The sequence below is a fragment of the Ideonella margarita genome (assembly GCF_038066635.1).
Taxonomy (GTDB): Bacteria; Pseudomonadota; Gammaproteobacteria; order Burkholderiales; family Burkholderiaceae_C; genus Ideonella; species Ideonella margarita.
Genome location: NZ_JBBUTI010000005.1, coordinates 231,982 through 246,426 on the forward strand (window position 1 = coordinate 231,982; position 14,445 = coordinate 246,426).

The 14,445-nt window shown below is 68.3% G+C and carries 13 protein-coding genes; 3 read left to right on the plus strand and 10 right to left on the minus strand.

Annotated elements, in window-relative coordinates:
• Positions 1-93 precede the first annotated feature (93 nt).
• From AACH00_RS08580 to AACH00_RS08590, 3 genes are all read left to right on the plus strand, one after another.
• Positions 94-2,505 (plus strand): penicillin acylase family protein, encoded by a 2,412-nt coding sequence (locus AACH00_RS08580; protein WP_341398684.1) that lies wholly within the window; start codon positions 94-96, stop codon positions 2,503-2,505.
• A gap of 151 nt (positions 2,506-2,656) precedes the next feature.
• Positions 2,657-3,826: a glycosyltransferase family 4 protein gene (locus AACH00_RS08585; RefSeq protein ID WP_341398685.1), complete on the plus strand. Its 1,170-nt coding sequence runs from the start codon at positions 2,657-2,659 to the stop codon at positions 3,824-3,826.
• A gap of 7 nt (positions 3,827-3,833) precedes the next feature.
• Complete coding sequence (locus AACH00_RS08590) at positions 3,834-4,415, plus strand: GNAT family N-acetyltransferase (protein WP_341398686.1); 582 nt, start codon at positions 3,834-3,836, stop codon at positions 4,413-4,415.
• Between the two features lie 89 nt (positions 4,416-4,504).
• Here the strand turns inward: AACH00_RS08590 and AACH00_RS08595 are convergent, their stop codons facing one another.
• The 10 genes from AACH00_RS08595 to cbiB all read right to left on the minus strand — a co-directional run bounded on the left by AACH00_RS08595 (position 4,505) and on the right by cbiB (position 14,409).
• Complete coding sequence (locus tag AACH00_RS08595) at positions 4,505-5,380, minus strand: zinc metalloprotease (protein WP_341398687.1); 876 nt, start codon at positions 5,378-5,380, stop codon at positions 4,505-4,507.
• A 235-nt stretch (positions 5,381-5,615) separates the two neighbouring features.
• The gene (locus AACH00_RS08600; protein ID WP_423221917.1) at positions 5,616-7,103 is read right to left on the minus strand and encodes a cobyric acid synthase; all 1,488 of its coding nucleotides are present in this window, start codon (positions 7,101-7,103) and stop codon (positions 5,616-5,618) included.
• 11 nt (positions 7,104-7,114) lie between these two features.
• Positions 7,115-7,927 (minus strand): ABC transporter substrate-binding protein, encoded by an 813-nt coding sequence (locus AACH00_RS08605; protein ID WP_341398689.1) that lies wholly within the window; start codon positions 7,925-7,927, stop codon positions 7,115-7,117.
• Positions 7,924-8,835 carry a cobalamin-binding protein gene (locus AACH00_RS08610; protein ID WP_341398690.1) on the minus strand — a complete coding sequence of 304 codons (912 nt, stop codon included), beginning with the start codon at positions 8,833-8,835 and terminating at the stop codon, positions 7,924-7,926. The genes AACH00_RS08605 and AACH00_RS08610 overlap by 4 nt, the downstream gene beginning before the upstream one ends.
• 17 nt (positions 8,836-8,852) lie before the next feature.
• Positions 8,853-9,407 (minus strand): bifunctional adenosylcobinamide kinase/adenosylcobinamide-phosphate guanylyltransferase, encoded by a 555-nt coding sequence (cobU, locus tag AACH00_RS08615; protein ID WP_341398691.1) that lies wholly within the window; start codon positions 9,405-9,407, stop codon positions 8,853-8,855.
• A complete protein-coding gene (locus AACH00_RS08620; RefSeq protein ID WP_341398692.1) occupies positions 9,404-10,756 on the minus strand; it encodes a cobyrinic acid a,c-diamide synthase CobB in 1,353 nt (450 codons plus the stop codon). The genes cobU and AACH00_RS08620 overlap by 4 nt, the downstream gene beginning before the upstream one ends.
• Complete coding sequence (locus tag AACH00_RS08625; RefSeq protein ID WP_341398693.1) at positions 10,753-11,373, minus strand: histidine phosphatase family protein; 621 nt, start codon at positions 11,371-11,373, stop codon at positions 10,753-10,755. Before AACH00_RS08625 ends, AACH00_RS08620 begins: the two co-directional genes overlap by 4 nt.
• On the minus strand, positions 11,364-12,152 hold the full coding sequence (locus AACH00_RS08630) for an adenosylcobinamide-GDP ribazoletransferase (protein ID WP_341398694.1): 789 nt from the start codon (positions 12,150-12,152) through the stop codon (positions 11,364-11,366). Before AACH00_RS08630 ends, AACH00_RS08625 begins: the two co-directional genes overlap by 10 nt.
• The gene (locus tag AACH00_RS08635; RefSeq protein WP_341398695.1) at positions 12,149-13,273 is read right to left on the minus strand and encodes an aminotransferase class I/II-fold pyridoxal phosphate-dependent enzyme; all 1,125 of its coding nucleotides are present in this window, start codon (positions 13,271-13,273) and stop codon (positions 12,149-12,151) included. Before AACH00_RS08635 ends, AACH00_RS08630 begins: the two co-directional genes overlap by 4 nt.
• A 41-nt stretch (positions 13,274-13,314) precedes the next feature.
• On the minus strand, positions 13,315-14,409 hold the full coding sequence (gene cbiB, locus AACH00_RS08640) for an adenosylcobinamide-phosphate synthase CbiB (RefSeq protein ID WP_341398835.1): 1,095 nt from the start codon (positions 14,407-14,409) through the stop codon (positions 13,315-13,317).
• Positions 14,410-14,445: the final 36 nt, after the last annotated feature.

A 14,445-nucleotide genomic window follows, 5' to 3' on the forward strand; every position in this document is an offset into this window, starting at 1 on the left:
TGGGGCAAACAACCGGTCAGTGTAGCCGCCGTGCCGTGAAAGAATATGAGCCAACCTCCCCAACGCCCGCAGACCGCCGTACGAAACGCCACCATGAAAAGAGCCGTGAAGATCGTCCTGGGCCTGCTGGCCATCACCCTGACTGCGGCCGTCGCCGGCGGTGCCTGGTGGGTGCACAGCAAAGCGCCGGTGCGCGAAGGCCACTTGCAGCTGCAAGGTCTGTCGGCGCCCGTCGACGTGCGCTGGGACGAGCGTGGCGTGCCGCACCTGAAGGCGGCCAACGACGATGACCTGTACCGTGCGCTGGGCTACCTGCATGCGCAGGACCGGCTGTTCCAGATGGAGATGCTGCGCCGGCTGTCGCGCGGCGAACTGGCAGAGGTGCTCGGCCCCAAGTTGTTGCCCACCGACCGCCTGTTCCGCACGCTGGGCATTCGCCAGCGCGCTGATGCCGTGGCCGCGGGCATGGACGTGAACTCGCCCAGCGCCAAGGCGCTGCTGGCCTACCTCGACGGCGTGAACCAGTACCAGGACACACGCCCCGCGCCGATGGAGTTCCAGATCCTGGGCATCCAGAAGCGCCCGTTCAAGCCGGAAGACACCCTCAGTGTGGCCGGCTACCTGGCCTATTCCTTCGCCGTGGCCTTCCGCACCGAACCGGTGCTGACCCGTGTGCGCGACGATCTCGGCGCGCCTTACCTCGACGTCTTCGACCTCGACTATCACCCGGACGGCGTGCTGGGCAGCCCCTCGGCCACCCAAGCGCTGAACGACGCCACCCACACCATGCTGGCCCAGTTGGCGCAAGTCAGCGCCGAAGCCTTGCCCCTGGCCGGGCTGCCGCAGTTCGAAGGCAGCAATGCCTGGGCGGTGTCGGGCCGCTTGACCGACAGTGGCAAACCGCTGCTGGCCGGTGACCCGCACATCAGTTTCGCCACTCCCGCAGTCTGGTGGGAAGCCCACCTGCAATCGCCGGGCTTCGAGCTGTATGGCCACTTCCAGGCATTGAACCCCAGCGCCTTGCTCGGCCACAACCAGCAATTCGCCTGGAGCCTGACGATGTTCCAGAACGACGACGTCGACCTGATCGCCGAGAAGACCGATGCCGGCCACCCTGACCAGGTGCTGATCAAGGGCACCTGGCACCGCATGGCGACGCGTGAGGAAGTGATTCAGGTGAAGGGTGCCGAGCCTGTGCGCCTGACCCTGCGCAGCACACCCCACGGCCCGATCATCAATGAAGCTTTGGGCACCGCGGCCGGCCAGACGCCCATCGCCCTGTGGTGGGCCTTCCTCGAAACGCCCAACCCGGTGTTGCAGGCCTTTCATGAGCTCAACCGCGCCGACACGCTGGAGAAGGCCCGCACGGCCTCGAGCCACATTCACGCACCCGGTTTGAACATCGTCTGGGCGAATGCCAAGGGCGACATCGGCTGGTGGGCCGCCGCCCTGATCCCTGAACGACCAGCCGGCGTGAATCCCGCCTTCATCCTCGATGGCAGCACCGCGCAAGCCGACAAGCTGGGCTTCCGCCCATTCGCCGACAACCCGCAGGAAGAAAACCCGCAGCGCGGCTACATCATCTCGGCCAACCACCAGCCCGCCACCGGCCAGCCCGTGGCCGGCTACTACAACCTGCCCGACCGGGCACGCCGCCTGAACCAGCAACTCGCCGACAGCAATCGGCGCTGGAACACCACCAACAGCCGCGCCCTGCAGCTCGATGACGGCACGGCGTATCACAGCCGCGTGCTGGCCAGCGTGGTGCCGGTGCTGAAACCCCAACTGGCAGCATCGCCCGAAGAATCCGCATTGCTCGACAAGCTGGCGGCCTGGGACGGCCGCTACGGCGTGACGGCCACCGAGCCCACGCTCTTCGCGCAGCTGCTGTACGAGATCACCAAGGAAGCCATGGCTGACGAGCTGGGCGCTGACAACTTCGCCCTGCTGCTGCGCACCCGCTCGCTGGACGACGCGCTGCCGCGGCTGGTCAGCGACGCTGCCTCACCCTGGTGGGACAAGCGCGGCACGCCCGCGAAGGAAGACCGCGCCGCCGGCCTGCTGGCCGCATGGAAGGCCACCCTCGCCCACCTGCGCACGCTTTATGGCCAAGACCCGGCCCAATGGACCTGGGGCCAGGCTCACCAGGTCACCCACGCGCACCCGCTGGGCCAGCAGAAGCCGCTCGACCGCATCTTCAACGTCGGCCCGTTCCCGGCACCGGGTGGTCGCGAAACGCCCAACAACTACAGCTACACGACCGGTCCGGCGCCGTGGTCCACCGTGTACGGCCCCTCCACCCGTCGCCTGATCGACCTGGCCGCGCCGGGCCAGAGCGTGGGTATCAACCCGGTCGGCCAGAGCGGGGTGTGGGGTGACAAGCACTATGCCGATCAAGCCCCGCTGCACATGCGGGGCGACTACCAGCGCCAGTACCTCGATGAAGCCGATGTGGCGGCCGCGACGCAATCCACCCTGGTGTTCCAGCCGGCAGCGGCGCGCTGAACCACAACAGTACGGCAGCAGCCCCCAAGAACGAAGCCCGCCTCGCCCCCCGAGGCGGGCGGTAGCTGGCGATACTGCGCGCCATGTTGTACCCGCTGTATCCACTGTTCCAGAGCGTCTGGCCCGCACTGCGGCCCTTTGCCGGCCGCCCATGAAGATCTTCGTGCTCCACGCGCGTCACCTGGACGTGGCAGCCTGGCAAATTCAATACGCCCTCGGCCGGCGCCCTGACCTCACACCCTACGGTTATCACCACGCGGCTGACGAGCACCACCAACTGGTGCACTCCAGGCGCAGCGGTCCTGCATGGCTGCGGCTGCTGGTAGACGGCCTCAGCCGGGCGTTGACCGGCCTCGATTTCTTTCATGTGCTGTGCAACCTGCCGCGCATCCTGAAAGAACGTCCGGACATCATCTGGACCCACACCGAATACGAATGGATGCCCTGGCTGCAACTCAGCCGTTGGTTGCGCCTGCGCCGCATTCCCGTGATCGCCCAATCGGTGTGGCTGGCAGACCGCTGGCCGACCTTGAACGAGCGCCAGCGCCAACGCGTGATTCGCCTGGGCGCCGACGCTGCCGCCTGCACCTTTCTCTCGCCGCTGAACGCGGCCTGGGCGCGCAGCGTCAACCTCAATCCGAAGGTGTGCTGGGTGCCCTTTGGCATCAGCACCGAGAGCTTCCAGCCCATCCCAAACAGCACCGAGCGCCCGCCGGCGGCCCCGCCCGATGAGGCCGATGCACCGGCCATCCGGGTCTTGTCGGTCGGCTCTGACCGGCACCGCGACTGGGCCACGCTCGGCCAGGCCCTTGGCGGCAACAGCCGCTTCGAGCTGCGCGTGGCCAGCGACCAAGCCCTGGTGGACCTGAAAGCCCAAGGCGCCACGGTGGCAAAGGTCGATCTGGCGATGCTGAGGCAGTGGTACGCCTGGGCCGATGTGGTGGCGGTGTCACTGGCACCGAACTGGCATGCCTCCGGCCTCACCACCGTGCTGGAGGCCTGTGCGATGGGCAAGCCGGTGGTCGTCACCGACACCGGCGGCCTGCGGGACTGCCTCGGGGCCGGCGCGCTCACCCTCGTGCCACCGAACGATGCCGCGGCGCTGCGTGACGCCGTCCTGCACCTGCATCAACACCCGGACGCCGCCGCGCTGCAGGTCGGTGTGGCCCGGGCGCGTGTGGCGCACCAGCAGCTCACCAGCCGGGGCTATGCACGGCGGCATCTGGCCTTGTCGAAGCAACTGCTCGACCCGCTCGGTGTCTCCGGCGACACCCGGCCCGCATCAACGACACTGGGCCACACCGCCCACACCGATTTCTGAGATCGCCATGCTCAACGACCTGCCCTCCGCGCTGCACCAAGCCACCAGCCTGACGCACGACGGTTTGCTGCTCCGGCCATTTGAAGATGGCGACGCGGAGGCCTTTGCCGAAGCCGCGCGCACCTCGGTCGACACGGTGGGCGCCTGGATGCCTTGGTGCGCGCCTGACTACACCGCTAACGACGCCGTGTTCTGGTTCGGCCTGTGTCGGCAGGGCTTGGCCAGTGGCACCGCCCACGACCTGGGTGTGTTTGATGCCCGCACCGGCGAGTTGCTGGGCGGCGCCGGCCTCAATCAGATCAACAGCCTGCACCGCATGGCCAACCTCGGCTACTGGGTGCGCACGTCGAAGCAGCGCCAAGGCATTGCACGTCGCTGCGTGGCGGCATTGACGGCGCACGGGTTTCACACCCTGGGCCTGCAGCGCATCGAAATCGTGGTGGCGGTGGGCAACACCGCCAGCGCGGCCGTGGCCAGGCAGGCCGGTGCGCAGTGGGAATGCACGGCGCGCAACCGGCTCTGGCTGCATGGCGGGCCGGTTGCGGCCGACGTGTTTTCTCTCGTGCCGCTGGTCAGGCCGGCAGCATGAAAAAAGGGCGAGACGCCTGATCAGCGCTCGCCCTTCGATTTCAGCTTCTCAAACGACCATCAGCGAGTGGCCGATGGCCTTCGAGCTGCTTACTTGCCTTGACGATATTGCAGGTGCAGCGAGTCCATGCGCGCCACCTGGCCAGCAGTGAACGAGTTCATGCAGCTGTCGTCGGTGTAGTCCATGAAGTTGGTGATGGGGTCGAGACCTGCCTTGGTGGTGCAGGAATCACGGCCCACCGGGCAACCGTAGGCGGCTGACTTCTCGGCCGGGGTGTCAGACACCGAGTCACCCGCGTTGGTGCAGGCGCCCTGGAAGGTGTGATACAGGCCGAGCCAATGGCCCACTTCGTGGGTGCCGGTGTCGCCTTCGTTGTACGGGGCCGACGAGCCGCCGGGCACGCTGGAGTTCAGCAGCACGACGCCATCCAGCTTCGGGCTGGCGGTGTAGTCCGACGGGAAAGTGGCCCAGCCCAGCAGGCCGCCGCCAGGGGCAGCGCTGTACAGGTTCAGGGCGCTGGCCGTGCCCTTGCGCAGTGCGGTCTTGGCAGCTGTTTCAGCCGACGAGCCCGGGGCCATCGTGTACCAGGTGGCGTTGGTGGTGCGGTCCACCGACTGCAGCGCGAAGCGAAACGGCGTGCTGGCGTAAGCCGAATTCAGCACCGCGATCTGGTCGTTGATCATGGCGGTGGTGATGTCGCCGTTGGCAACGCCCGTGCCCTTGTTGATCACGTGGAAGTACACCGGAATCGTCACGGTGCCAGCAGCGCGCTCAGCCTCCTGGCCCTTCATGCGACGGCCTTCGACGAAGGCGACGCGCTTGGCTTCGATCTTGTCGCGGGCTGCCTTTTCAGGGGCCACGGTGTAGCAGCGGTGGCTCAGTACGTCGTCCTTGGCGGCATACGACGTTGCGGTGACCAGGCTCAGGGCGGCAAATGCCAGGGTGGTCAGGGCCAACTTCTTCATGTTCAGGAACTCCTCGATCGTGTGTTTGTAAACAGAGGTATCTGACAGTGGGTGGGGTAAAACCCCGCTCTTTTTGAGAGCAAGGTCACTCTACCCCCCCGTTCACGACAGCTCACTAGGGGCTTCACTTGTGTCGTGAATGTGACAAACAGCACGAATCGTTCCAGATCTCCCCGCCTTCGGCATCGATCTGCAAACACACCAGAAACGCCGGCATGCCGCGCAGCCCAACTCCCTAGACGATGCGCTTGTGCAGCCCGGCCGCGGCCCACAGCGCGGGCAGATCCATGTGGGCTTCGAGCGTGTCGGCCAAGCGCTCCAGGCTCGCCTCACGCAGGGCAGCGAGGTCCACCGACTGGGCATGCCGCAGGCCGGCCCAGCGCAACAGTGCAGACTGCGCGGCTGGCTGGTCAAACAGGCCGTGCAGGTAGGTGCCCGCCACTTGCCCGTCCGCACTCACCGCACCATCCGGGAGCTCACCGCCCCCGGCTTGGTGCAGCAGCACGGCCGGCGTGCCCAGCGCGGGCCCGGTGCTCACGCCCATGTGGATCTCGTAGCCACTCACCGCTGCATCCGGTGCACCGGCGAGCAGGCCCACGCCCAGCCGGCCCTGCACCTCGCGCAGTTGCTTGTGCGGCTCCAGCGTGGTTTGCATTTCCAGCCAGCCGAGGCCCGCCATGCTGCCGCCGTCTTCCAGGCCGTGCGGGTCATGCAACGCCGTGCCCAGCATCTGGAAGCCACCGCAGATGCCCAGCACCTTGCCGCCGTAACGCAGGTGGCGTTGCAGCGCCTTGTCATGGCCCTGCTCGCGCAGCCAGCGCAGGTCGGCCTGCACGTTCTTGCTGCCGGGCAGGATCACCAGATCAGCCTCAGGCAAAGGCTGGCCAGGGCCGACGTATTGCAGGTCGACCTGCGGGTGCGCGCGCAGCGCATCAAAGTCGGTGTGGTTGCTGATGCGCGGCAGCACCGGAACCACCACCCGCAGGCGCTTGTGCACGTCCTGCGGCGCCTGCTGCCAGGCGGCAATCGCGTCCTCGGCATCCAGATGCAGGCCGTGCAGGTAGGGCACCACGCCGAAGGTGGGTTTGGCGGTGCGGCTGGTCAACCAGTCCACGCCGGGCATCAGCAACGAAACATCGCCGCGGAAGCGATTGATGATGAAGCCGCGCACCAGCGCCTGCTCTTCCGGTGCCAGGCAATCCAGCGTGCCGGTCAGGTGGGCGAACACGCCGCCGCGGTCGATGTCGGCCACCACCACCACGGGCACCTGGTTGGGCAGGGCGAAACCCATGTTGGCGATGTCGCGGTCACGCAGGTTGATTTCAGCAGGGCTGCCGGCGCCCTCCACCAGCACCACGTCGAACTCGCGACGCAGGTGGTGCCAGCTTTCCTGCACCGCCTCGAAGGCCACGCGCTTGTAGTCATGGAAGGCCCGCGCATCCATCTGATGGCGCGCCTGACCGTGGATGATGATCTGAGCGCCGGTGTCAGAGCTGGGCTTGATCAGCACCGGGTTCATGTGCACCGTGGGCGCCACGCCCGCCGCCAGCGCCTGCAACGCCTGGGCCCGGCCAATCTCGCCGCCGTCGGCCGTCACCGCGCTGTTCAGGGCCATGTTCTGCGGCTTGAACGGCGCCACCTTCACGCCCCGCCGCGCCAGCACGCGGCACAAGCCAGCCACCAGCGTGGTCTTGCCGGCGTCTGAGGTGGTGCCCTGCACCATCAATGCGCCCTTCATGCTGCAACCTCCGGTCGCTTGTGCCACTCTGCAATCAGGGCACGCAACTGCGGCAAGCCGCGGGTCAGCAGGGTCGGGCCGGGCGCCAGGATGTCGGCGGACTTGATCTCACGCACGAAACCGTCCCGCACCGCCGGCACCACTTCCCAGCCCGGGCGGGCCGTGACCTGATCGGGCACGAAGCGGCGGCCACACCAGCTGCCAATGATGATGTCGGGCGCACGTGCCACCACGTCCATCGGGTCGGCGACGATGCGTTGCTTGGCGCCGTGGTGAGCAGCCAGCTCCGGGAAGGCATCCTCGCCCCCAGCCAGCGCCACCAGCTCACTCACCCAACCCACGCCACTGATGAGCGGCTCGTTCCACTCTTCGAACCAGATGCGGGGGCGACGCGCACCCTCAGGCAGTTCCATCAAGAACGGCGACGGCGCCATGGCGGCACTCAGCTCTGCAATCAGTTCTTCACCCGCCTCCACCCGGCCCACCAGCGCCGCCAGCGCCTGCACCATGCGCAGCATGCCGGCCAGCGTGCGGTGGTTGAAGACATGCACCTCCAACCCGGCCCGCACCAGTTGCGCGGCCAGGTCGGCCTGCATGTCGGAAAAGGCCACCACCAGATCGGGCTGCACCGCGAGGATGCGCTCCAGCTGTGCGGTGGAATAGCCGCTGATCTTCGGCTTGTCGCGCCGCGCCTCCGGCGGGTAGACCGTGAAGCCCGAAATGCCGCACACCTGGTCTGCGGCGCCCAGCAGATACAAGGTCTCGACCGCCTCGGTCGAGAGGCAGGCAATGCGCTGGTAGCCGCTCATGGCGCTGGCAGCTTCACGGGTTGGCCCGCGCGCACCTGCTCGAACCCTTCGCACATGCGCTTGGCACCCAGCAGGATGCGCGGCGTGTGGCGGCTGATGTGGTCTGACGGAATGGTGACCACCGCTTGCTTGGCGATCGGCTCGAAGTGCTTGAAGGCGCGCCAGTGGCCCACGCTGTCGTCAACCTGGCCGTCCAGCGTGCTGGTGGCCAGCACCTGCGGCTGCGCCGCGATCACCGCCTCGGCACTCACCGTGGGCACGTAGGTGGGGTGGCTGCCAAACACGTTGACGCCGCCACACAGGCGCACCACGTCGCTGATCAGGTGCTTGTCGTTCACCGTCATCAGCGGCTTGTGCCAGATTTGATAGAACACCCGCAGCGGCGGACGCTGGCGGTAGCGCTGCTCCAGCGCTGCCAGGTCTCGGGCAAAGGCATCAGCGGCTGCGTCTGCCGCCGGCTGTGTGCCGGCCAGCACACCGAGGCGCCGGATGCTGTCGCCGATCTGCGGCAGGCTGCGCGGCTCACTGTGGAAGATCGGCAGTTTCAGGGCCTTGAGCCGGTCGATCTGCCCGGCCGAGCTGCCGTGCATCCAGACCACGATCAGATCGGGCTTGAGGGCGGCGATGCGCTCCAGATCAAGCCCGTGCGAATCACCCACCACCGGCAGCGCTCGCGCGGCAGCGGGGTAATCGCCGTAGCGCACATTGGCCACCACCTTGTCACCCGCACCGGCCGCAAACAGCAGCTCGGTGGTGTGCGGCGCCAGGCTGACGATGCGCATGGCCGGGCCGGCCAAGCTCACCGTTCGGCCGTCGTCGTCCAGCGCCGACACGGGCGCAGCATAGGCGGGCATGGCGCACGCCAACAGCGTCAAGGCGGCAACGGCCAGGCCTGCATTCAAGTTCATCTTGCTCTGCAACATCGTCAACCCTTCATTGGCAGCACACAGCCCGCCATCACGAACTGCACCTGCGTGCTCAAGGCCGCCAAGGCCTGATGCAGGCGGCCGTTTTCATCCACGAACAGGCGGTTCAAGGCGCCCATCGGTACGATGCCGTGGCCGACCTCGTTGCCAATCAGCACCACGTCGGCCTGCAACGCTGGCAGCGTGGCCAGCAGCGCGGCGCGCTGATCCAGCCAAGCGGGGCCGGGCTGCAAGGCGCGCACGGTGTTCAGGTCCACATCAGCCGGCACATCGGCCAGCAGCAGGTTGCTGAGCCACAGCGTCAGGCAATCCACCACCAGCATGCGGCCCGGCCCATCGGCCTCTTGCAGGGCGGCGGCCAATTCGCGCGGCGCCTCCACGGTGCGCCAATGCGCCGGGCGCTGGCGCTGGTGGGCAGCAATGCGTGCGGCCATCTCTTCGTCCCAGGCCTGCGCCGTGGCCACCACCGTCACGGCGTGGCCGCTGTCAGCCGCCAGGCGTTCAGCCAGCGCGCTCTTGCCGCTGCGGGCGCCGCCAATCAGCAAGGTGATCACGGTGCCGCCCCCAGCAAGGCGGCCGTGTGCATCGGCGACGACGGGAAATAGGCGTGGAAGTAGCTGGCCACGCCCTTCCCGGTCGGGCCGAAGCGCCACCATGGCTCACCGGCCGAGCCATCAAGCCGTTGGCATTGCCCGGTGGGCTGCAGCGGCGTGCTCATGGTCGAGAAATGAAAGGTATGGCCGCGCATGGCCGGGTGCAAAGCCTCGGTCTGCGCGCCTGGCTGCATGGTCTGCACGCCCAGCGCGGCCAGACGTGTCTGCATGCGCACCTCACCCACCAGCACACCGGCCATGGCGTGCCGTTGCCCATTCACCAAGGTCAGGCCATCGGCCAGCGCCATCATGCCGCCGCACTCGGCCAGCACCGGGCGGCCTTCAGCCACCCAGGCCTGCACCGAAGCGCGCCACTGCCCGGCGGCGGCCAGTTGCTCAGCAAAGAGTTCCGGATAACCGCCAGGCAGCCACAGCGCGTGGGCAGAAGCCGGCACCGGCTCATCGTTCAGCGGGGAGAAAAACTCAATGCTCGCGCCCATGGCTTCGAGGCACGCCAGATTGGCCGGGTAGATGAAGCGGAAGGCGGCGTCACGGGCCACGGCAATCCGACGGCCGGCCAGGGTCGCTGGCGGCGCAGGCCATACGGCATCGCCACTGGCTGCGGGCGGCTGCCAGGCCGGCAGGGCCAGCAGCCGGTCGATGCAGTCGCTGTTGGGCGGCGTCTGCATGGCCTGGGCCAGCGCCTGCAGGGCCTCGTCTACCTGCGCCACGGCCTCGCTCGACAAACCCAGGTGCCGCTCAGGCAGCGTGGTCGCCACCCGGGGCACGGCGGCCAGCAACGGGCAGCCCGGCGGCAGGCTTTCCAGCAACATCGCCGCGTGGCCTGCGCTGGCCACGCGGTTGGCCACGGCGCCGAGCACCGTCACCGGCTCACCACGCGCAGCGCCGTAACTGGCCAAGCCATGCACCACCGCGCCGAAGGTCTGCGCCATCGAGCCGGCATCCACCAGCACCACCACCGGCACACCCAATGCGCGGGCCAGGCTGGCAGAGCTGGGCGGGCCGTCGTACAGGCCCATCGCGCCTTCGATCAACACCAAGTCGGCTTGCGCAGCGGCCTGCACCACCCGGTGGCGCGATTCCGCCAAGCCCACCATGCGGTCGTCGAGGTTGAAGACGGGGCCACCGCTGGCGCGCTCCAGCACCATCGGGTCGATGAAATCCGGCCCGAGCTTGAACACCACCACACGCCGGCCACGCGCCCGTACCGCCAATGCCAGCGCCGCCGTGACGCTCGTCTTGCCCTGGCCCGACGCGAGGCCGGACAACATCACCACCACCGCGCTCATGCTTGCTCCACTGCCTTCACCAACTGCCAGGAAAGATCCGGGGCCATGCGCAGGTGCAGGCAACCGCCCATGGGCAACTCCACCTCCGGCCATTGCGACATCGGCAAACCCATGCCCCGTGCTGCCGCCACCCGCATCGGGCCCGCATGGCAGACCACCACCGCGCAGCCACCAGCGGCAGCCTGCTCGTCCATCGCGGCAGCCACACGCGCGCAGAGCGCGGCGTAGGTTTCACCGCCGGGCGGTGCGAGGCGGTAAAAGTCTGCCGCCCACGGGTCGCTTTGAGCTCGGGGAATGTCTTCCCACGGGCGCCCTTCCCACTCACCGAAATTCAGCTCCATCCAGCGTGCGTCAGCCTGCGCAGCCAGTGCCCATGTGGCGCCCAGCGCATCGGCCAGCACGGCCGCACGGCGCAGCGGGCTGCACAGCAGGCGATCAGGCACCACACGCTGCCCTTCGGGCAAACCGGCCAGCACGTGAGCCAGCACCTGCGCAACACCGGCCTGCACCTGCTCGAACGAGGGCTCGGCGGGTTGCTGCAGCGGCACGTCCAGCTGCCCGTAGCAGGTACCCGCAGGCAGGGCCACGCGGGTGTGGCGCACCAGAATCAAATCCATGACGGCCCTCTGACCTCAGCGACCGCGACCAGCAGCACCACCACCTCGGCCAGTTGCTGGGTCGCACCCAGCGCGTCGCCCACATAACCGCCGATGCGGCGCTTGAAGAACCGCCCGGCCAACCAGGCCGTCGCCAACACCGCCGGGGGCGCCCACCAGAGCTGGCCGCCCACCCACCACACGGGCGCGGCGGCCACCAGCGTGGCTGCCAGCATCGGCCCGCGGGCGATGCCCTGGGCGATGGGCTTCGATTTGCTGCTGTCGTCGTCGCGCACATAAGGCAAGGTCGCCATCACGCACAGGGCTGCCCAGCGACTGAGCGTGTGGCTGGCGATGATCACGCCCAGCAGCACCACGGCCCCTTGCGGCACCAGCGCCAGCAGCAGCTGGAACTTCAGGGCCAGCATCAGCACCACACCCACGGTGGCGTAGCTGCCCACGCGGGAGTCTTTCATGATGGCCATCACGCGCTCTGGCGTGTAGCCGCCGCCGAAGCCGTCGCAGCTGTCCGCGAAACCGTCTTCGTGGAAGGCGCCGGTCAGCATCACGCCAGCGGCCATGGCCAGCAGCACCGCCACGGCCGCCGGCCACACCTGCATGGCGGCCAGCAAGACACCGGCAGACACGCCGCCCGCCAGCCAGCCCACCGTCGGGAAATGCCGGGCGGAGCGGTTCAGTTGATCGGGTGACCAACCCACCCACATCGGTACCGGCACCCGCGTGAAGAACTGCAGTGCCGTGAAGAACAGGCGAAGCTCTTCCTTCAACAGCCCGATCATGCCGGCCGCTCCTGGCGGTGGCTACGCTGTCCGCCCACCTGGGCCCAGGCGGCGAACAAGGCGTCTTGTGCCGCCGGCGGCTGCGTCGATAACCTCAGCCAGCCGGGCATGCCGAAGGAGCGGGCGTCACGCAGCTTGATGCCGGCGTCGCGCAGCAATTCGAGCCGACGCGGCACATCGGCCACCGGCACCGGTGGTCGGGCCAGCCAGAACGGGGTCACGGTGTCGAGCTGCAGCCAGCCCAGCTCATCCAGCCGCAAGCGCTGGCGCACCTGCCACAGCCGCAGCTGCTGGCGCGCCTGCACCATCCAGCCCTGGGTTTCAGGCAGAAGCCAGGCCTGCAGCATGCTCACGCCTTCGGCAGACATTACCCAGCTCGGGGCGAGCCCGGTCACCGCCCCCAACACTGCGGCGGGCGCGCTGCGCGGTGCCACCAGAACGCCGGCGCGGATGCCGGTCAGGCCCAGGGCCTTGTTGGGGGTCATCAGTTGCCAGCATTGCTCGGCCACGAGGGCCGGCACCGGGTCACTGCCCAGCAGGCGCAAGGGTTCGTAAGCGCGGTCCAGCGCCAGCCAGGCGCCTTGCGTCTGCGCCAGGTCGGCCACGGCCTGCCATTCTTCTGCCGGCCAGCTCGCGCCGGTCGGGTTGTTGGGCTCGTTCAGCCAGACCAGGGCCGTGGCGCCGTCGCTGCGCAGGCCTTTCAACAAGGCCTGAGCGCTGGCATAACCACGCACCGGCAGGCCCAGCGCCTGCGCAGCAGCACGGTAGTCGCCATACCCCGGCTCGGGCACCCACACCTGCCGCCGGCCCCGTTGCGCGGCGGCCAGGCTGAGGCGGCGGATGGCCTCGCTGCTGCCCGCCGTGGGCAGCACCCGGCTGACCGCCATGGAGGCGCCATCGCTGCCACGGTCAGCGGCCGCAGCCCAGGCCGTGCACAAGGCGGTGTACGAAGGGTCGGGGTATTGATGCCGCTGTGCCTTGGCCACGGCCTGCAGCACCGCGGGCGGTGCCTGCAAAGGGTTCGCATTGGTCGAAAAATCGAACTCGATCGGGCGGCCGTTGTCGGGGCCACCGTGAACGGCAACGGGCGCCGCGGCGCTGGCGCCTGCAGAGGCGGCCACCTGCAAGATCCCGGAAGACTGACGTTTCCATCCCAGGCGCATCACGCAGCCCCTTTGCATAAAGCACTGACCCAAGGCGCGCACGCAGGCACACCTTGGGGCCATGAAAACATGAGCGAGGTTGACCAAGCGGGCCAACAGGCAAGCCATAACACCAGCGCTGCTGCCAACCCCATGCTGGCCACACCCACACGACGCACCAGCGCACCGCAGATCAGCAGCGCGGCCTGCACGTGGTGCGACTGCGGCGCACGCCCACCCTCGTTCAATACATACACACCCGGCTTGGCCAGGCGCACACCCAGCAGCAGCGCCATCGCGCCCATCGGCCATCCGCCATTCGGCGAGGGCGTCTGCAGTGCCAATGTGGGCAACGCCCGCCACACGGCACGCGGCGCCAACGGCCAGCACAACATCACCACCGCCGTGAGCCGCGCCGGCAGCCACGACAACACATCATCGGCACGCGCCGCCCACTGGCCCATCCAGCGCCGGTGATCTCTGTAGCCCCACATGGCGTCGGCCGTATTGGCGAAGCGATAGACGGCGGCGCCCGGCAGGCCGGCCAGGCAGAACCAGAACAGCGGCGCCACGACCGAGTCGTTCAGGTTCTCAGCCAGGGTCTCGATCGCGGCCTCACGGACCTCCGCCTCGCTCAAGGCACTGACGTCACGGCTGACGAGGCGTGAGAGCTGCGTACGACCGGCCTGCAACGACACCTGCAAGGCGGCATCCACCGCCGCCACTTCATCGCGCAGCATGCGCCAGGCGAGCAAGGGTTTGAGCAGTACGCCGATCAACGCCGCTGCCGCGACGGTGGCGAGCAGCGCAGCCCACGGTGCCCCCGGGGTTGCGGCCATGGCCGCCATCGCCAGGTCCATCAAAGACGCCTGCGCCAATGCCGCCAAAGCGCCCACCAACAACGCGCCCATCCACCACGCCAGCGTGCCACCCATCCAGGCGGCCATCGGCGCGAGCTGGCTCAGCCTCGCGGTGAACCAGCCCAGGTAGCGGCCCATCGCAACCACCGGGTGCCAGTGCACCGGCGGCTCTCCCAGCCAGCGGTCAATCGCCAACGCCACCACCATGGCCAGGCACACGCTCATCAGGTCGAGCGGCCACAGCGGCTCGATCATGGCGGTGGGCCCATCCACAGGCAGCACGGGGTGGCG

Bases quoted from the DNA above. Each gene is read 5' to 3' on its own strand.
- cbiB (WP_341398835.1), bottom strand. From the start codon at position 14,409: ATGATCGAGCCGCTGTGGCCGCTCGACCTGATGAGCGTGTGCCTGGCC.
- AACH00_RS08620 (WP_341398692.1), bottom strand. From the start codon at position 10,756: ATGAGCGCGGTGGTGGTGATGTTGTCCGGCCTCGCGTCGGGCCAGGGC.
- AACH00_RS08625 (WP_341398693.1), bottom strand. From the start codon at position 11,373: ATGGATTTGATTCTGGTGCGCCACACCCGCGTGGCCCTGCCTGCGGGT.
- AACH00_RS08595 (WP_341398687.1), bottom strand. From the start codon at position 5,380: ATGAAGAAGTTGGCCCTGACCACCCTGGCATTTGCCGCCCTGAGCCTG.
- AACH00_RS08610 (WP_341398690.1), bottom strand. From the start codon at position 8,835: ATGAACTTGAATGCAGGCCTGGCCGTTGCCGCCTTGACGCTGTTGGCG.
- AACH00_RS08580 (WP_341398684.1), top strand. From the start codon at position 94: ATGAAAAGAGCCGTGAAGATCGTCCTGGGCCTGCTGGCCATCACCCTG.
- AACH00_RS08605 (WP_341398689.1), bottom strand. From the start codon at position 7,927: ATGAGCGGCTACCAGCGCATTGCCTGCCTCTCGACCGAGGCGGTCGAG.
- AACH00_RS08590 (WP_341398686.1), top strand. From the start codon at position 3,834: ATGCTCAACGACCTGCCCTCCGCGCTGCACCAAGCCACCAGCCTGACG.
- AACH00_RS08630 (WP_341398694.1), bottom strand. From the start codon at position 12,152: ATGATCGGGCTGTTGAAGGAAGAGCTTCGCCTGTTCTTCACGGCACTG.
- AACH00_RS08585 (WP_341398685.1), top strand. From the start codon at position 2,657: ATGAAGATCTTCGTGCTCCACGCGCGTCACCTGGACGTGGCAGCCTGG.
- AACH00_RS08600 (WP_423221917.1), bottom strand. From the start codon at position 7,103: ATGGTGCAGGGCACCACCTCAGACGCCGGCAAGACCACGCTGGTGGCT.